This window comes from Streptomyces mangrovi (genome assembly GCF_900114215.1).
Lineage (GTDB): Bacteria > Actinomycetota > Actinomycetes > Streptomycetales > Streptomycetaceae > Streptomyces > Streptomyces barkulensis.
The window spans coordinates 146,589-164,575 of record NZ_FOSG01000009.1 but is presented as its reverse complement, the minus strand read 5'-3'; the positions used below and the strand labels follow the sequence as shown (position 1 = coordinate 164,575).

At 76.2% G+C, this 17,987-nt stretch carries 13 protein-coding genes; 6 read left to right on the top strand and 7 right to left on the bottom strand.

The features are described from left to right. Positions 1 to 64: 64 nt before the first annotated feature. Together BM237_RS15075 and BM237_RS15070 are read right to left on the bottom strand one after the other, a co-directional pair. Positions 65 to 901: a 3-hydroxybutyrate dehydrogenase gene (locus tag BM237_RS15075; protein ID WP_093850244.1), complete on the bottom strand. Its 837-nt coding sequence runs from the start codon at positions 899 to 901 to the stop codon at positions 65 to 67. A 55-nt stretch (positions 902 to 956) separates the two neighbouring features. Further along, entirely contained in the window at positions 957 to 1,436 is a 480-nt protein-coding gene (locus tag BM237_RS15070) for an NUDIX hydrolase (protein WP_093850150.1), read from the bottom strand. Positions 1,437 to 1,679: 243 nt separating this feature from the next. Here BM237_RS15070 and BM237_RS15065 point away from each other — a divergent pair, with 243 nt between their 5' ends. Beyond that, positions 1,680 to 2,657: an O-antigen ligase family protein gene (locus BM237_RS15065; RefSeq protein WP_245793633.1), complete on the top strand. Its 978-nt coding sequence runs from the start codon at positions 1,680 to 1,682 to the stop codon at positions 2,655 to 2,657. A gap of 94 nt (positions 2,658 to 2,751) precedes the next feature. Here the strand turns inward: BM237_RS15065 and BM237_RS15060 are convergent, their stop codons facing one another. Both BM237_RS15060 and BM237_RS15055 read right to left on the bottom strand, forming a co-directional pair. Further along, entirely contained in the window at positions 2,752 to 3,543 is a 792-nt protein-coding gene (locus BM237_RS15060; protein WP_175541016.1) for a glutamate racemase, read from the bottom strand. Positions 3,544 to 3,628: 85 nt separating this feature from the next. Then, a complete protein-coding gene (locus BM237_RS15055) occupies positions 3,629 to 4,864 on the bottom strand; it encodes a TerD family protein (RefSeq protein ID WP_093850148.1) in 1,236 nt (411 codons plus the stop codon). Positions 4,865 to 5,057: 193 nt separating this feature from the next. Here BM237_RS15055 and BM237_RS15050 point away from each other — a divergent pair, with 193 nt between their 5' ends. Both BM237_RS15050 and BM237_RS15045 read left to right on the top strand, forming a co-directional pair. Continuing rightward, positions 5,058 to 5,522 carry a DUF6643 family protein gene (locus BM237_RS15050; RefSeq protein ID WP_093850147.1) on the top strand — a complete coding sequence of 155 codons (465 nt, stop codon included), beginning with the start codon at positions 5,058 to 5,060 and terminating at the stop codon, positions 5,520 to 5,522. A 37-nt stretch (positions 5,523 to 5,559) separates the two neighbouring features. After that, complete coding sequence (locus BM237_RS15045; protein ID WP_093850146.1) at positions 5,560 to 6,387, top strand: MOSC domain-containing protein; 828 nt, start codon at positions 5,560 to 5,562, stop codon at positions 6,385 to 6,387. 347 nt (positions 6,388 to 6,734) lie between these two features. On the opposite strand, the gene BM237_RS15040 is transcribed toward BM237_RS15045, so the two are convergent. Then, entirely contained in the window at positions 6,735 to 8,054 is a 1,320-nt protein-coding gene (locus BM237_RS15040) for a helix-turn-helix domain-containing protein (protein WP_093850145.1), read from the bottom strand. A 330-nt stretch (positions 8,055 to 8,384) separates the two neighbouring features. Here BM237_RS15040 and BM237_RS15035 point away from each other — a divergent pair, with 330 nt between their 5' ends. Continuing rightward, positions 8,385 to 10,763, top strand: coding sequence for a phosphoketolase family protein (locus BM237_RS15035; RefSeq protein ID WP_093850144.1), 2,379 nt, complete (start codon positions 8,385 to 8,387; stop codon positions 10,761 to 10,763). Between the two features lie 34 nt (positions 10,764 to 10,797). Here BM237_RS15035 and BM237_RS15030 read toward each other — a convergent pair whose 3' ends face one another. Further along, positions 10,798 to 11,745, bottom strand: coding sequence for a universal stress protein (locus BM237_RS15030; RefSeq protein WP_093850143.1), 948 nt, complete (start codon positions 11,743 to 11,745; stop codon positions 10,798 to 10,800). A 342-nt stretch (positions 11,746 to 12,087) separates the two neighbouring features. On the opposite strand from BM237_RS15030, the gene BM237_RS15025 reads away from it, so the two are divergent. Both BM237_RS15025 and BM237_RS15020 read left to right on the top strand, forming a co-directional pair. Further along, complete coding sequence (locus BM237_RS15025) at positions 12,088 to 12,672, top strand: Rv1733c family protein (RefSeq protein WP_093850142.1); 585 nt, start codon at positions 12,088 to 12,090, stop codon at positions 12,670 to 12,672. Positions 12,673 to 12,837: 165 nt separating this feature from the next. Next, positions 12,838 to 15,300, top strand: a complete 2,463-nt coding sequence (locus tag BM237_RS15020; RefSeq protein ID WP_093850141.1) for a right-handed parallel beta-helix repeat-containing protein — start codon at positions 12,838 to 12,840, stop codon at positions 15,298 to 15,300. Positions 15,301 to 15,374: 74 nt separating this feature from the next. Here the strand turns inward: BM237_RS15020 and BM237_RS15015 are convergent, their stop codons facing one another. Then, complete coding sequence (locus tag BM237_RS15015; RefSeq protein WP_245793632.1) at positions 15,375 to 17,852, bottom strand: hypothetical protein; 2,478 nt, start codon at positions 17,850 to 17,852, stop codon at positions 15,375 to 15,377. Positions 17,853 to 17,987 lie beyond the last annotated feature (135 nt).

Genomic DNA, 17,987 nt, shown 5'->3' with positions numbered 1-17,987 from the left:
GGGCGGTGCGCGGGCGTGTGCGCCCGGTGCGCCGGGGCGCGGATCGGCTGCGCCGGGGCGCGGGTCAGTGCGCCGTCCAGCCGCCGTCCATCACCAGGGACGCGCCGGTGACGAAGGACGCCTGCGGAGCACACAGGTAGGCGACGGCCTCGGCGACCTCCTCCGGCTCGATCAGCCGCTTGACGGCGGCGTCGGCGAGCATGACCTCGGAGACCACGCGGTCGGCGGGGATGCCGTGGGCCTCGGACTGGTCGGCGATCTGCCGCTCCACCAGCGGGGTGCGCACATAGGCGGGGTTGACGCAGTTGGAGGTGACGCCGTGCGCGGCCCCCTCCAGGGCGACGACCTTGGACAGTCCCTCCAGCCCGTGCTTGGCGCTGACGTAGGCGGACTTGTAGGCGGAGGCGCGCAGCCCGTGGACCGAGGAGATGTTGACGATCCGGCCCCAGCCCCGGCCGTACATGTGCGGCAGGGCGCCGCGCACCAGCCGGAAGGGGGCCTCCAGCATCACCGTCAGCACGGTGCGGAAGACCTCCGGCGGGAACTCATGGACGGGGCGCACCAGTTGGAGCCCGGCGTTGTTGACCAGCACATCGGTGCCGGCGGCGGCCCGTTCGGCGGCGTCGAGGTCGGTGAGGTCGAGGTGGACCGGCTCCAGGGCGCCGGGCAGGCCCTGTGCCCGCTCGGCCAGTCTTCGCAGTCCTTCGGCGTCCCGGTCCACCGCACGGACCTCGGCGCCGGCGGCGGCCAGCCGCAGGGCGCAGGCCCTGCCGATGCCTCCGGCCGCGCCGGTGACCAGGGCGGTGCGCCCGGCGAGGTCGAGCGGCACGGCGGGGGCGCCCGGGGCCGGCCCGAAGGCGGAGGGCGGGGGGACGGTACGCGGGGTTCGCGGCGCGGTCATGGCCAGCACCCTAGGCAGCGGCCGTTCCTCCACCGATGTGCGTCGCGCCCATACTTCACCGCCCCGAGGTGGTCTGGAACCACGTGGGAGCGTCCCTGCCCGCCCTCTCGATGCGCGTCAGCGCGAACTCCTCCAGCGGGGGCAGTTCGTCCGGGCCGAACCACCCCACTTCCAGGGATTCCTCGTCGTTGACCCGCGCCCGGCCGCCGACCGCCCGGCAGCGGAAGGACATGTCCACGAACTGGCAGACGTCACCGTTGGGGTAGCGGACCGGGGCCAGTGTCTGCACCAGCGCCAGCCGCTCGGGCACGGCCCGCACCGCGGTCTCCTCGTACACCTCGCGCACCACCGCGTCGGCCGGCTGCTCACCGGGCTCGGGGATGCCTCCGATGATCGACCAGTGGCCGGTGTCGGCCCGCCGTACGAGCAGGACGCGGCCCTCGTCGTCGAAGACGACGGCGCTGGTGCCGGGCAGGAAGAGCAGCCGTCGTCCCACGTCGGCGCGCAGGTCGCGGATGAAGTCGGGAGTCGCCATGCCGCGAGCCTACGGACCCGTCGCCACCCGGCGCGGGCGGCCGTGCGGGCCCGGGGCGGACGCGTTCCCGCCGGGGCGTATCCCGGTGTCGGTCCCAGGGGCTACGGTGTGCCCCACGTCACGGCCCGCGGCGGGCGCCCGGAGGACCTCCGGGCCCGGCGGGCGGCCGTATGTCTCGGGGGGTCGCAGACGATGGCTTCACCGGCGCTCGGATCACTGTCCGCCGCACCGGAGCGAAGCGGCGTGCCGGATACCGCCGGCGCCGCGTTACTGGGCTGCTGCGCCGGCTGGGCGCTGCTGTGCGCGGCCGGGCGGGACGCCCGGCCGGAGGGGGTGCTGCTGGCGGTGCTGGCGGTGGCCGCCGGATACGCCTGCGGGCGGATCGGGGGTTCCCTGCTGCCGGCCGCCGCGCCCGCCGGGGCGGCGCTGGCCGGGCTGGGCTCGCTCCTGCTGTCCCCCGCCCTCCCGCTGCCGGATCCGTCGGCCACCGTGCCGGCCGGGCGGGCGGGTGCCGAGGCCGCGCTGGCGGTGCTGGCGGCGGGCGCGGCGTGCTGCGCCGCGTGGGCGGCGAGAAGCGCGCGGTCGCGGCGGCTGCTGCACACGCTGGCCCTGGTGGTCGCGGCGGCGGCGCTGGCCACCGGTTCACCCGCCGGGTGTGCCGCGGCGCTCGGGGTGCTGCTGTGCTCGCTGGCCGCGGGCCGGGTGCGCCGCAGGCTGCCGGCGCTGGCCGCGCTGGCGGTGGCGGCCGCGGCCGTGGTGGGCGCCGTCTGGGCGGTGGCCGGCGGCGCGCTGCCGCCGGCGCTGGAGAGGCCGCTCCAGGAGGCGCTCACCTCGCAGCGGATCGTGCTGTGGCGGGAGGCCGCGGCGCTCGCGGCGGAGCATCCGGTGCACGGCGCGGGGCCCGACCGGTTCGGCGCGCTGAACCGGGCCGCCGAGCAGGGTGCCGTCCCGGACGGCAAGCCGCACTCGGCGCCGCTGCAGACGGCGGCCGAACAGGGGGTGCCCGGTGTGCTGCTGATGGGCGCCGCCTTCGGCTGGGTGCTGCTCGCGCTGTACCGGTCGCCGCGCCCGACACCGGTGGTGCTGACGGCGGGCGTGGCGCTCACGGGGCTGGCAGCGGTGGCGAGCGTGGGCAACGCCCTGAGCTTCAGCCAGGTCACCATGGGCGCGGGGCTGCTGGTGGGGCTGGCGACCGCCGGGGAGGGCAGAGACGTCCCGTAGGGGGCCGCGCGGCGGGTCGCGGGGGACACGGGGGCGCGGGCGGGTGGCGGACGCCCGGCCGTCCCCGGTCGGCCGTCCCGCTCGGCCACCTCTCTCAGCCGGTCCGTACGGCGTGCTCCGCCGCCGGCAGCCGGCCCTCGGCGTAGCCGCGCGCGGGGCCGGACAGCCCGGTGGGCCTGCCGCTGTGGAGGACGGTCAGGGTGCCGGTGGGGGGCGCCTTCGGGTCCGGTTCCGCGCCGACGCGCCGCAGTGCCTGGGCGGCGACCGCGGCGGCCGAGCCGTACAGCACCGGCTCGGGGGCCGCCGGGGAGCGGACGGCGGCGCGGATGCGCTCGGCGACCAGCTCGTAGTGGGTGCAGCCCAGCACCACGGACCGCACCGCGGGCGGGGTGAGGGCGGCGGCCGCGGCGACGGCCGCGTCGACGGCGGCCTCGTCGCCCTTCTCCACGGCGTCGGCCAGCCCGTGGCAGGGCACCTCGGTGATCTCGGCGCCGTTGCCGAACCGGGCGATGAGGCGGCGCTGGTAGGGGCTGCCGGTGGTGGCGGGGGTGGCCCAGACGGCCAGGGGGCCGCCCGCGGCGGCGGCCGGCTTGACGGCGGGCACCGTGCCGACGACCGGCACCGCCGGCTCCAGCTCGGCGCGCAGCACCTCCAGGGCGTGCACGGAGGCGGTGTTGCAGGCGACGATCAGCGCGTCGGGGCCGTACGCGGCGGCCGCCCGCGCGCAGTCCAGGGCGCGGGCGGTGATGTCGTCGGTGGTCCGCGGCCCCCAGGGCATGCCGTCGGGGTCGGAGGACAGGACGAGGTCGGCGTCGGGTCTCGCACGCCGTACCGCGGCCGCGGCGGCCAGCAAGCCGATCCCGGAGTCCACAAGCGCGATTCTCACGGAGCACAGCGTACGGGCACGGACGGGCGCGGCGCCCGCCGGACGGCCCGGCCCGCGTCGTGCGCGGGAGGCCGCCCGGGGGAGATCACTTGCGGCCGGGTGTCCACCGCATGCCCCAGCCGTAGGCCTGGTCCACCGTCCGCTGCGGGCTCACCCCGCGCTCGGGCACCAGGAAGCGCGACTCGCGCCGGACCGTGAGATCGCCTCCGTCGTTGGTGATCAGCGCCAGGGCGCAGACGGTGGAGGGGAGGTCGCACTCGTCGAGGGAGAAGTCGACGGGCGCGCCGTGCTGCGGTGTGAGCGTCACCGTGGCGTGGAGGCCGGCGAAACTGCGGGCGCCCTCGTAGATCGTGACGAAGATCAGGAGCCGCCGGAATCTGTCCTTGTGGTCGAGGTTGACCGTGAGGTTCTCGCCCGTCTCCACGGCGCCGGTGCGGTCGTCGCCGTCGAGGTGGACGTACGGCGGCCGGTGCAGCGCGCCGAAGGCGTTGCCGAGGGCCTGGACGACTCCCTTGCTGCCGTCGGTGAGCTCGTACAGGGCGCACAGGTCCAGATCGAGGCCGGTCTGCGGCGCCAGGGCCCGGCTCAGCCTGCTCCCCCAGCCCCCGGACTGCCTGCGGGTCCGCCAGTTGAGGTTGACGCGCATCGCGCCGGAGGTGCCGCCCTGTTTGGCCAGGGAGACCGTGGGCGCCTCCTTGGTCAGGGTGACCTTGCTCAGCCGCACCGGCCGGGGCTCCGGCCGCGGCGTCGGCGTGGCGACGGGGGCCGCCGGTGCGGGGGCGGAGGGGGTCGGCGCCCGCGGCTCGTCGACGGTGATCCCGAAGTCGGTGGCGAGGCCGGCCAGTCCGCTGTCGTACCCCTGCCCGACGGCCCGGAACTTCCAGGCGCCCTGCCGGCGGTAGAGCTCGCCGAGCACGAAGGCGGTCTCGACGGTGGCGTCCCGGCTGTCGAACCGGGCGAGTTCGGCTCCGCCGGCCGCGTCGAGCACCCGTACGCACAGCCCCGGCACCCGGCCGAAGTCCCCGCCGTCCGCGGAGGCGGCGACGACGATCCTCTCGACGGCGGGCTCGACGCGGGCGAGGTCCACCGCGAGGGTGTCGGTCACGGCGCCGCCCGCGGGGCTCTTGCCCTCGTGGCGCACGGCGCCCGAGGCGTGGTGCGCCTGGTTGTAGAAGACGAGGTCGTCGTCCGAGCGGACCCTGCCCGAGGAGGCCAGCAGCAGCGCCGAGGCGTCCACGTCGGGCACCCCCGGCCCGGTGCGCCACCCCACCTCGACCCTGACCGAGTCCGCTGGAACCCGGACATTGGCGCCTTTGAGCATGGTCGTGCTCCCCTCTTCCGTGACCGGGCCGTCCGCGCCCGCCGCGCTCCGCCGGCCTCCCGGCCTCAGGACGGACGGGATGACCGTTTTCTCCGTCTTTGGCCGCAGCCGCGGCCGATGACCGCGCAGAGCCCGTCAAATGACCTTCTTTTCGCTCTCCCCAACCGGCACATCGTGGGCTTAACTTATGAGTATGACGTCCCCCCGCAGCACCTATGGCGGTGGCTACTACAGCGCGCCGTCCTTCGCTGACACCCCGATCTACGACAGCCTGGTCGCCGAGCGGGGTACCCCTCAGATCGCGCCCATACGCGTTCCGGCGTCCCCGTACGAGACCTCGGACCACCTGCCCGCCCTCCCGGCCGCGCTGCCCGCGCTGCCGTCGGGGCCCTCCTACCAGCCGCAGCCGGCGCGGAGTTACCCGGCCCCGGCCTACCAGCAGCCCGCACCGGTCCAGCAGCCCGCACCGCTGCAGCAGGCGCCCGCGCCGTACATCCCGCAGCAGGCCGCCGCGCCGCGCGGGGGGTACGGCTACCCGCAGCAGCCGCAGCCCCAGCAGATGCGTCCGGTCGCCGCCCGCCCGGTGCCCGCCCAGAGCCCGTACCCCGGCTCCTACGAGGAGTCATACGGCCACTCGTACCAGGGGCGTGGTTACTGACCCGCCGACTGTCCGACCCGGGTGGCAGGATGGGCGCATGACCACGTCCACACTGGCCGCGCTCAACCTCTACCCGGTGAAGTCGTTCGCGGGTGTCGGCACCGCCCGTGCCGTCGTGGAGCCATGGGGACTGTCGGGGGACCGGCGCTGGATGGCGGCCGGTCCCGACGGCGCACCGCTCACCCAGCGCGGGCATCCGCGCCTCGCGCGGGCCGCCGCCGAGCCGCTGCCCGGCGGCGGTCTCCTGCTGTCCGCCCCCGGGATGCCGCCGCTGACCGTCGAGGTGCCCGACCCTGCCTCGGGCACCGACGTGTTCGAGATGTGGAACACCAAGGTCGAGGCGGTGCCCGCGTCCGGTGAGGCGCACGACTGGCTGACGGCGTATCTGGGGACACAGGCGCGACTGGTCCACATGGACGCGCCCGAGCACCGGCGCCCGGTCACCTCCTCGCACGGCCGCCCGGGCGAAACGGTCAGTCTCGCCGACGCGTTCCCCGTGCTGCTCACCACGGTGTCGTCGCTGGACGCCCTCAACCTGCTGATAGAGCAGGGGGACCACCCGGACGAGGGTCCGCTGCCGATGGACCGCTTCCGGCCCAACGTGGTCGTCGAGGGCACCGCCCCCTGGTCCGAGGACGGCTGGCGCCGTATCCGGATCGGCGAGGTGTCCTTCCGGGTGGCCAAGCCCTGCGGCCGCTGCGTGGTGACCACGACCGACCAGGCCACGGCCGAGCGGGGCAAGGAGCCGCTGCGCACCCTGGCCAGGCACCGCCGCTTCGGCGATCGGCTGCTGTTCGGGCAGCTTCTCGTCCCCGAGAACACCGGCACCCTGCGCACGGGCGACCCCTTCGAAGTCCTGGGCTGAAGGGCGCGGGCGGCACGGCGGGGCGGGATGGGGCCCCGCGGACGCGGGGTCCCCACCGGACACCGTTCGTCCTGCTCGCCGTCAAGCAGGTCGTGCGGCCCCGCCGTGCCACCCTGGCCGTCCGGGAGAGGAGCGCCGCTCCACGCCCCGCTCCCGGATGCGCACCGCCCGAGCGCGGGCGGCCCCTCCCGGCGCCGGCGACCACGGGGCGATCGGCCCGGGCAGGGCCCGGACGCCGCCGGGCGGCCGGGAGCCTTTCCGAAGGCGTCCCCATGGAACGGAACACAGAAGGCTCCGCCGCGACGGTCCGCCCGTGGGCGGCCGAACGGCGAAGGCGCAGCGCCACGTTAGGCAACGGGGGGTTGCGGGAACGTTGCGTCCGGGCGGCGCGGGGCGCCCGAACCCCGCGGGGGGTCGATCCCGTAGGCGTCGCGCAGAGCCCGCAGCCGGGCGCCGGGCACCGCCCGGGCCTCCGGGGGCAGCGCGCCCGCCAGGGCCTCCCAGGCCTCCAGGTCGTCTTCCCCCCAGGGAGTGCGCACCCAGGTGTCCAGCAGTTCCGGATCCCGGCGGGCGAGCAGTGCCCGCCGCAGCCCGTCCTCCAGCATCCGCCGCGTCCGCACCACCCCGGGCGCCTCGGACAGCGGCAGCAGCGGACCCCGGTAGGCGGCCAGCGCGGTGGGCAGGTCGCCGGCGCCCACCGCCTCGGCGACCGTGTCGCAGTCGGTGCGCACCCGGGCGGTCAGCCGGTACGGGCGGGAGGCCAGCAGCGGGCCCAGCACCCCGCGCAGCCGGGAGAGTTCGGCGCGCAGGGTGACGGGGCTGACGTCGCGTTCGCCGTACAGCTCCAGGGCGAGCCGGCCGCCGGAGAGCCCGTCGGGGTGGGAGGCGAGCAGCAGCACGATCTCACTGTGCCGCACCCCCAGCCGTACCGGCGCCTCGGACCGGCCGCTGTGGAGCAGGGCGCCGTCGCGGCCCAGGACTTCCAGGAGACGGGCCGGGGCGCCGGCCGGGACGAGGGAGGCGAGTTGGGCCTCGGCCGCCCGGGCGGTGGCCTGGACGAGGGCGAGACTGTGCGGTGAGGCCAGACGGTCGCCGCCGGTGATGTTCACGGCGCCCAGCACCCGGTGGGTACGCGGGTCGTGGACGGGGGCCGCGGCGCAGGTCCAGGGCTGGACGGGGCGGCAGTAGTGCTCGGCGGCGAAGATCTGCACCGGGTGTCCGAGCGCGAGCGCGGTGCCCGGGGCGTTGGTCCCGGCGTGGGGCTCGGACCAGCGGGAGCCGGGGACGAAGTTCATCCGCTCCGCGCGCCGTCTGATGTCCGCGTGGCCCTCCACCCACAGCATCCGGCCCTGCTCGTCGCAGACCGACAGCAGATGGGCGCCGTCCTCGACGATGCCGCCCAGCAGTTCCCGGAACAGCGGCATGACCCGGCCCAGGGGGTGCTCCCGGCGGTGGGCCGCGAGATCGTCGTCGGCGAGGTCCACGGAGGCCACCCGGTCCACTGCGACCGACGCCCTGGCCGAACGCCGCCAGGAGTCGGCTATCAGGCCGCGCACGGGCGTGCCGACCGATTCCCCGGACAGGAACGCCTCGTGGGCGCGGCGCACCGCTCCGGCCCGTTCGGCCGGGTCCGCGCCCGCCTCCAGCGCCAGCCATTGTCTGAACACGCCGCCATCGTGCTGCCGGGGAGGGCGCCGCGGCAACCGGACGGCGGGGCGCGGAGTGTCGCCCGCGGGGGCCCGTCACGGGGCTCGGCACGGCGCGGCCCCCGCCCGGGCGGCGCGTACGGGTGTGGCCGACCGCGTGCAGGGGACACGGGCCACAGGCGCCGCATGTCCCGAAGGGCCCCGAAGCCCTTTGAGACCCGGCCGGTCCGCGGGCCGGGCGACGGGCCGGGCGACGGGCCGGGCGACGGGCCGGGCGACGGGCCGAGTGACGAGCCGAGTGACGGGCCGAGCGGCGACCCGAGAGACGACCGAGCCATGACCGGAGGTCCCATGCAGACGCACCCCCCGCTCACCGACCGCGAGTGCGCGGAGCTGGACGCGCACTGGCGCGCCATGAACTACCTGGCCGCGGGCCAGCTCTACCTCCGGGGCAATCCGCTGCTGCGTGAGGAGTTGCGGCCCGAGCACGTCAAACCGCGGCTGCTGGGCCACTGGGGCACCTGTCCGGGCCTGGCCCTGGTCTACACCCATCTGAACCGGATGATCGGCGCCCGCGACCTGGAGGCGCTGTGCGTGTGGGGACCGGGGCACGGTGCCCCCGCGGTGCTGGCGGGGAGCTGGCTGGAGGGCACCTTCGGGGAGCTGTGGCCCGGTATGGGACGCGACGAGGCGGGGATGGCGCGGCTGTTCGAACAGTTCTCCTTCCCCGGCGGGCTGCCCAGCCACACCTCCCCGGTGGTGCCCGGCTCGATCCAGGAGGGCGGGGAGCTGGGGCACTCCCTGTCCCACGCCTACGGGGCCGCCCTGGACAACCCGGACCTGGTGGCCGTCTGCGTCGTCGGGGACGGCGAGGCGGAGACGGGGCCGCTGGCCGCCTCCTGGCACTCGAACAAGTTCCTGGACCCGGTGCACGACGGCGCGGTGCTCCCCGTCCTGCACCTCAACGGCTACAAGATCGCCAACCCGACCGTCCTGTCCCGCATCCCCCACGAGGAGCTGGACGCCCTGCTGCGCGGCTACGGCCACGAGCCGCTGTACGTGACGGCCGCCCCGGACACCGACGCGGCCGAGGTCCACCGCGCCCTGGCCGCCGCCCTGGACACGGCGCTGGAGAAGATCGCAGCGATCCGGCGGGCCGCGCGTGAGGAGGGGGCGGCCGGACGGCCCCGCTGGCCGGCGATCGTGCTGCGCACCCCCAAGGGCTGGACCGGGCCCCGGGAGGTGGACGGCGCCCCCGTGGAGGACACCTGGCGCTCCCATCAGATCCCGGTGAAGGACGTGCGCGACGATCCCGGCCGGCTGCGTGCGCTGGAGCGGTGGCTGCGCTCGTACCGGCCCGGGGAGCTGTTCGACGGTTCCGGCCGCCCCCTGCCCGGGGTGCTGGCGCACGTACCGCGCGGGGAGAGGCGGCTGGGGGCCTCGAAGCACGCCGACGGCGGCCGGCTGCGGCGGCCGCTGCCGCTGCGCGGCCCGGACGCCTTCGCGGTGCCGGTGGACGGGCCCGGAGCCTCCTCCCACGAGCCGACCCGGGTGCTGGGCGGCATGCTGCGGCAGGTCTTCGAGGACACCGCCGGGCGGCGCGACTTCCGGCTGACGGCCCCGGACGAGGCCGAGTCCAACCACCTCCAGGACGTCCTGGAGGCCACCTCCCGCGCCTGGCAGGGCGACTCGCTGGCGACGGACCGGAACCTCGGAGGCGACGGCCGGGTGATGGAGGTGCTCTCCGAGCATCTGTGCCAGGGCTGGCTGGAGGGCTACACCCTCACCGGGCGGCACGGGCTTTTCACCTCCTACGAGGGCTTCTCCACCATCGTGGCGAGCATGGTCACCCAGCACGCCAAATGGCTGCAGAGCGCCCGCGAGGTGCCCTGGCGGGCTCCCGTCCCGAGCCTGAACTACCTGCTGACCTCTCATGTGTGGCGGCAGGACCACAACGGCTTCTCCCATCAGGATCCCGGCTTCGTCGACCATGTGCTCACCAAGAGTCCCGACGTGGTGCGCGCCTACTTCCCCCCGGACGCCAACACTCTGCTGTGCGTGGCCGACCACGTGCTGCGGACGACGGACACGGTGAACGTGGTCGTCGCGGGCAAGCAGCCCTGCTTCGACTGGCTCGGGCCGGAGCAGGCCCGCGAGCACTGCGAGCGCGGCGCCGGGGTGTGGCAGTGGGCCGGGACCGAGCGGCCGGGACGGGAGCCGGACGTGGTGCTGGCCTGCGCCGGGGACGTGCCCACCCAGGAGGCGCTGGCCGCGGCCTCGCTGCTGCGCGAGCATCTGCCCGAACTGGCGCTGCGGGTGGTGAACGTCGTGGACATCGCCCGGCTGATGCCCGCCTCAAGGCATCCGCACGGGCTGCCGGACGCGGAGTTCGAGGCGCTGTTCACCCGTGACCGGCCGGTGGTCTTCGCCTACCACGGCTATCCGTGGCTGGTCCACCGGATCGCCCACCGGCCCGGCCTCCACGACCGGCTGCATGTGCGCGGCTACCGGGAGAGCGGGGCGACCACCACTCCCTTCGACATGGTGGTCCGCAACGACCTGGACCGCTACCGGCTGGTCATGGACGTGATCGACCGGGCGCCGGGGTTCACGGAGCGGGCCGGGGAGCTGCGCGAGTCGGTGCGGGAGGCCCGCGAGCGGCACCACGGCTGGATCCGTGAGCACGGCACCGACCTGCCCGAGGTCGCCGACTGGCGCTGGCCGGGCTGACAGGCCGGGGCCGGACCGGGGCGGCACGGGGCGGTCAGGCCGCCGTGGGGACGAGCACCACGGGGCAGTGGGCGTGGTGCAGCACCGCGTGGGTGACCGCTCCCAGGCGCATGCCGAACAGGCGGTGGCGGCGGTGCGCCGCCAGAACGACCAGATCGGCGGCCGCGCTGGCCTCGACCAGCGCGTGGCCGGGCCCGGCGTACACCGTCTCGGCCCGGGCGTCGACGTTCGGGTACGCCTCGCGCAGCCCGGCGACGGCGTCCATCGGCACGCTCTCCTCGTAGCGGGCCTGCTCCTCGGCGATCTCCTCCAGCACCCGGGTCGGCGGCGGCACCATGACGCCTGGGTAGACCGGCAGTTCCCAGGCGTGCAGGACGAGCAGCGCCGCCGCCCGCCGTTCGGCCTCCTCGAAGCCGTAGCGCGCCGCGTCGGTGTCCGTCCCGTACTCCACGCCGACGACCACGGTGTGCCGGGGGCGTTCGTTGTCGCCGCGCACGACCATCAGGGGGCCTTCGATGTGCGCCGCCACCCGCAGGCTCACCGAGCCCAGCAGCAGTCCGGTGAAACCACCGTGGCCGCGGGTGCCGACCACGGTGAGCGCGGCCCGGCTCCCGGCACGCACCAGCGCGGCGACGGCGTTCTCGTCCACCGCCGACGGCTCCACCTCCAGCCCCGGAGCGCTCTCCCTGGCCCGCTCGGCGGCCGACTCGGCGATCTGCCGGGCCTGTCGGGCCAGCGCCCGCCGGCGCTCCTCGTCGGCCGCCTCGGCCGCCTCGGCCTCCCCGGCGGCGCCAAGGACACCGGAGGCGCCGGGAGCGCCGTCGGGCGCGAGCCGGTGGGCGGACGCGCCGCACAGGACCTCCAGCGGCGCACCCCGCAGCACGGCCTCCCCCACCGCCCGGTCCAGGGCGCGCAGGGAGTGGTCCGAGCCGTCGACGCCGACCACGACGGGGAGCTGGGCGGAGCGGTTCACTGTCCTCACGCCTCCATGGGCGGGCGGTCCGCTCGGACCGCGGCGGGTGTACGGATCCCGGCCTCCGCCACGGGCGGGCCGGGATCCCGGTGCCCCCCGGAGGGCGCCGTGCCGGACCGGGGGCGCCCGGGTACCCTCCCCACCTCCTCCTTTCACTCCTTGCGGGCCTGCTGGGCGGCTGTGCAGTGCGCTCCGGTGCCGATAAGCTCGCCCGTGGAAGAGGGACGACGTCACCGGCCGCCCCGGCCTGCGGCCCGCGCGGTTTCCGTGCCGTCGTCCTCACCCCGTCCACCCGCTGCCGCGCGAGACCGGGCGGACGGCGACCGGTGGCGGCGAGGGGGGTGAGCGATCGTGCGAGCGATCGCCGGACTGTGGCGGTGGCGGGTCAACCCGCTGTACCGGACCACCGACCGTGTGGAGGGCTGGCTGGCGCTGGCCGCCGTCCTGCTGATGACCCTGGGCGCACCCGCCGTCGCGCTGTGGGGTACTCGGACCGCGCACGAGACCCTGATGGGCGTCGTGCGCGAGCAGCAGCGGCAGCGGCACCAGGTGTGGGCGACGGCGGCCCAGAGCACGCCGCCCGCGGCCGACGGCCCCGAGGCCGAGTCCGGCCACCGGGTGAACGCCACCTGGACGGCGGTCGACGGCCGCACCCACTCGGGCACGGTCGTCGCCGACCGCCCGACCGAGCCCGGTGACCGGCTGCGCGTGTGGGTGGACGCCCACGGCGAGATCGCCGCGCGTCCGATGGACGCCGCCACCGCGTCCTCGCACGCCGCCCTGGCCGGATTCGGTACGGCGGTGGCGGCGGCCGGCCTGGTGGAGAGCGTACGGCGACTGCTGGTGCGGCGACTGCTGGCCCGGCGCTACGCGCGCTGGGCACAGGAGTGGGCCCGGGTGGGCCCCGACTGGGGGCGTACCGGAAGGTCGAACTGACGCCAATCCGGCCCGAATCGGGCCAGGGCAGGCACACGGTCCGCCCGCCTCCGCCGTGGCGGGCGGACCGGTCATCCCATCGGTCCGGCACACGCTACGGTGGTGCATCCGGATGCGCGCGGCAGCGCGATCGAGGTTCGCACGAGGTTTGGGGCAAGGCGGTCCATGGCACAGGGCTTGGTCCAGGTGACGCACACCAGCTCGTCGCGGTGGCGGCGCCGAACGGGAGACTACGCCACCATCTCCGCCGCCCTCCTCGCCGCCGGCGACGGCGATGTGCTGACCGTCTCCCCCGGCACCTACCGCGAGAACCTGGTGATCGAACGCGCCGTCACCCTGCGCGGTCCCGAGCGACCCGACGGCGGCTCGGTGCGCCTGGCCCCCGCCGACGGGGTGGCGCTGACCGTACGCGCCGCGGCGGTCGTACGCGACCTGCAGATCGAGGGCCAGGACGCCGCGGCGCCCGCGCTGCTGGTCGAGGACTGCGTGGCCGAGCTCTCCGGGCTGCGGGTGGTGACGCGGTCGGCCTCCGGCATCGAGGTGCGCTCCGGGGCCCGGCCGACCCTGCGCCGCTGCACGGTGGACAACCCGGCCGGGGTGGGCATCGGCGTCGGCGGGGGCGCGGGCGGACTGTTCGAGGAGTGCGAGGTGGTCGCGGCCGGGCAGTCGGGCATCGCGGTGCACGAGGGCGCCCATCCCCGGCTGGAGCGCTGCCGGGTCCACCACGCCTCGGGCGCGGGGCTGTCGCTGTCCGGGGAGGGCAGCGCGGTGGACGCCGTGGGCTGCGAGGTGTACGAGATCAAGGGCGCGGGGGTGCGGGTCGCCTCCCGGGCGGTCGGGAACCTCACCGAGTGCCGGGTGCACCGCACCTCCGCCGACGGCGTCACCCTGGACACCGACGCGGTGCTCACCCTCGCCGACTGCGAGATCCACGACATCCCGGAGAACGCGGTCGACCTGCGCTCGCGCTCGGTGCTGACGCTCACCCGCTCCACGGTGCGCCGCTTCGGCCGCAACGGCCTGTCGGTGTGGGACCCGGGCACCCGCGTGGACGCCAACGGATGCGAGATCCAGGAGAGCACGGGCGACTATCCGGCGGTGTGGGTCAGCGACGGCGCCTCGGCGCTGCTGGACTCCTGCCGGGTCCACGACGTGCCGGACGCGTTGTTCGTCCTGGACCGGGGCTCGCGGGCCGACGTCCTCGACAGCGATCTGGCGCAGGTGCGCAACACGGCGGTGTCGGTGAGCGACGGCGGGACGGTCCAGCTGGACGACTGCCGCATCCGGGAGGCCGCCACCGGCGCCTGGTTCCGCGACCACGGCAGCGGCGGCACGCTGGCCAACTGCACGATCGACGCCGCCGGGACGGGGGTGATCGTCACCAAGGGCGCCGATCCGGAGGTCGACCGCTGCACCGTGACCGATCCGGCGGAGGCGGGCTTCTACGTCTCCGCCGAGGGGCGCGGCACCTTCTCGAACTGCCGGGTGACCGGCTCCGGCGGCTACGGCTTCCATGTGATCGACGGCTGCCGCACCACGCTGCGCCGCTGCCGCACCGAGCGCTGTGCGCGCGGGGGCTACGAGTTCGCCGACGGAGGGCCCGTCGCCGAGGACTGCACCAGCGACCGGAGTTCGGCGCCGGTCACGTCCGAGCCCGAGCCGCCCGCCTCCCCGGCCGTCCGGACCGCGGGCCTGCTGGGCGGCATACCCCAGCAGTCGGCCGCCACGGCGCCCCCCGCCGCCGCGGCCCCCGCGTCCGCGGCCGGCGGGGCTTCCTCCGGCGAGGCCTCCGGCGGGCCGGCCATGGAGGCGCGGCCGGCGAAGGAGGTGCTGGGCGAGCTCGACGCGCTGGTCGGCCTGGAGAGCGTCAAGCGGGAGGTGCGCGCCCTCATCGACATGATCGAGGTGGGCCGCAGGCGCCGGGAGGCCGGTCTCAAGGCGGCCTCCGCGCGCAGGCATCTGGTGTTCACCGGGTCCCCCGGCACCGGCAAGACCACGGTCGCCCGGCTCTACGGGGAGATCCTGCACTCCCTCGGGGTCCTGGAGCGCGGTCATCTGGTGGAGGTCTCCCGGGTGGATCTGGTCGGCGAGCACATCGGCTCGACGGCGATCCGCACCCAGGAGGCGTTCGACCGGGCGCGCGGCGGCGTGCTGTTCATCGACGAGGCGTACGCCCTCTCGCCCGAGGACTCCGGCCGGGACTTCGGCCGGGAGGCGATCGACACCCTGGTGAAGCTGATGGAGGACCACCGCGACGAGGTGGTCGTCATCGTCGCCGGCTACACCGCGGAGATGAAGCGCTTCCTGGAGACCAACCCGGGTGTGGCCTCCCGCTTCTCACGGACCATCACCTTCGGCGACTACACGCCCGGGGAGTTGCTGCGGATCGTCGGTCAGCAGGCCGAGGAGCACGAGTACCAGCTCGCCGAGGGCACGGCCGACGCGCTGCTGAAGTACTTCGCCGGGCTTCCCAAGGGGCCGACGTTCGGCAACGGCCGCACCGCGCGGCAGACCTTCGAGGCCATGGTCGAGCGGCACGCGGGCCGGGTCGCCCAGCTCGACGACCCGGACACCGACGATCTGACGCTGCTCCACCCCGAGGACCTGCCGCGGGAGCCGCGGCACTGACCGCCCCGGCCGGCCCGCGCCAGGTCCGGCCGACCCGTCCGGCCCGTCCGCGGGCCGGTACGGCACCGGTACGGCTAGGGCGCCGCCGGGCCGGCTTCGGTACGGCGCCCGGGCCGCGGCTCGGGCCCCCGTTCGGGCTGGGCCGGTACGCAGGGCGCCTCGTCCCCCTCGGACAGCCGGTCCAACCGGTCCAGCAGGGCCGCGCGTTCGGCGTCGAAGGCGGGGTCGGCCTGGTAGTCGCCGTGGCCCAGGATCGGCGCGGGCAGCGGGTGCTCGGGAGTGCGGCCGTAGTGCAGCGGATCCCTCAGCGGGCCGCGGTCCACCTCCTGTCCGCCGTCCTCGCCCGCCATCACCGGGCCGCCGATAGGGTCGGTCAGGCGCCACAGGTTCCGCCAGCAGTCCACCTCCTCGCTCAGCGCGCGCAGCGGGGCGGGGCCGAAGCAGGCCGGGAACCAGCGCCCGTAGAGCCGCTCCAGCGGGGAGCCGTAGGTGAGCAGTGCGACCCGTCCGCGGGTGTCGGGGTCGAGCTGCCAGACGGCGGCGGCGGCCAGCACGCTGCCCTGGGAGTGCCCGGAGATCACCAGTCGGCCGCCGGTGCGCGCGGTCCAGGTGCACATCCGCCAGGTGAGGTCCGGCACCGCGCGCTCGGCGTAGCAGGGCGGCGCGAAGGGGTGGGCGGCGCGCGGCCAGAAGGTGCCCACGTCCCACAGGATGCCGACGGTGCGGCGGGCGGCGGCGTCCCGGTAGGCGCGGCGGCCCATCGCCACCAGCAGCACCACCATCGCGCCCATCAGCCAGGAGCCGAGTCCCTGGACGGCCTGGGCCAGGGCGGGCAGCGGGCCGGGCCAGGCGGCCGCGGCCGGCCCCGGGGGCAGGCCGGTGCGGGCCGCGCCCGCCAGGGCGCCGGCGCCCAGCAGCACGGTGGCGACGGTGACGGAGGCGATCAGGGCCGGCGCGGAGTCGGTCAGCCGCGCCCAGGCGACGACGCGGGCGATCCGGCGGCTGCGGGACTCCAGCTCGCGGGGCTCGCCCTCGTAGGAGTCGACGATCTGAGGGGTGAGCCGTCTGCGTGTTCGCCCCGCCCGCACCGCGGCGCCCAGCACGAAGACCGTCACGACCAGTAACAGGACGGGGATCGCCGCGGCCTGCCAGCTCAGCAGCACCGGTGGCCCCGCTATGGCGCCCCCGGCCACGCCCGGGGTGCCGTCCTTGTCCAGCCAGTCCGCCACGCGCTGGGCCACTCCGCCGGTGAGCACTCCGCCGAGCGCGCAGGCCAGTAAGGCGACCGCGGCGCCGCCCAGTCCGCCCATGGCGCACCGTCCGGCGCACGAGCCCGGGGGCGAGGCCCGGTGCAGGAGGTACGCGGTGACGGCGATGGCGGCGGCCAGTGCGCCCTGGAGGAGCGCGAGCCAGGCGAACACGCCGGTGCCCGGCAGTTGGGCGGAGGAGGTCCAGCCGGGACGCGGCCAGGCCGCGTACACGGCGGTCAGCGCCAGCGCGCCCAGCGCGGCGCCCGGCAGGACTGTGGAGGCCCACCGGTCGATCCGCTCGTCCGGCTCGGACTCGGTGCGGCCCTTGCGGACCGCGACCAGTACGGTCGCCGCCCAGCCCGCCGCGAGGACGGCGGCCAGCGCCCGCCCGGAGGCCTGCGCCGCCGTGCCGCCGCCGGGTCGCAGGTCGTGGGCGGCGGTCGCGGCCAGCAGGGCGGTGGCGACGGTGAGCAGCCCGGCGGCGGTGTGGGCGGCGCGCAGCCGGGAGACCAGGCGGCGGCCGTACCAGAAGCCCGGCAGGGAGAGCGCGGGCCGCTCCCCGCCGGGCAGCGGCCGGGCCGGCCCCGGCGGGCGCGGGGGCGGCGAGGCGGACTCGTAGGCGCTCCAGGTGCGGTGCGACAGCCACCACAGCAGGGCGGTCAGCGCGGCGGGCACCAGCGCGGCCAGGACCAGGCGGCGCCCGGGCTCCGCCCACCAGCCCTCGGTGAGCGGCCCGAGCCAGGACTTGCCGCGCGCGCAGCGTTCGGAGGCGGCGCACTGCCAGGCCACCAGGTCGAGCGCGACCTCGCAGGCCGCGGCGGTGAGCAGCACGGTCAGGGAGAGCGCCACCAGCCGCACCAGGACGTCGTAGACCCGCTGGCCGCGGTGGCGGGCGGGAGCGGCCGGGCGCATCCAGTGGGCGAGGTTGGCGACCATGAACGGCAGCAGGAGCAGCCACAGGGCGCGGGCGCCGTTGCCGGAGGTGAGGTTGGACCAGCAGTACGCCTCGGGGATCGGCCGCTGCCGGACACGGTCGGCCGGCGGCCCGGTGCGGGGGTCGGCCGACCGGTCGGCGGCCAGGCCGCCCGAGTACTTGTACTCCCCGAAGCGGCTCTCGGCGTCCGCGTCCTCGGTGCGGCGGTGGATGCCGGCGGTGTCGTCGCCGGTGATCCGCACCGTGCGCGGGTCGCCGAGCATCTCCTGCGGTGTGGTGCCGCCGACTCCGTGCACCAGGAGTTCCAGTGCCGGTTCCCCCTGGCCGCCGCGCTGTCCCGCCGGCGGCGCCGGCCGGTTCTCGGGCATGCTGCGCTCCCCCGATCCGGTGTGTGTCCCCGTTTCCCGCGGGGTTCCCCGCGGCGGCATCCAGGATGGCGGCTGCGGGGCCCTGTGCGCAGCCCGACCGGCCTGCCGGGCGTCACGATCGCGCCTCGGGGCGCG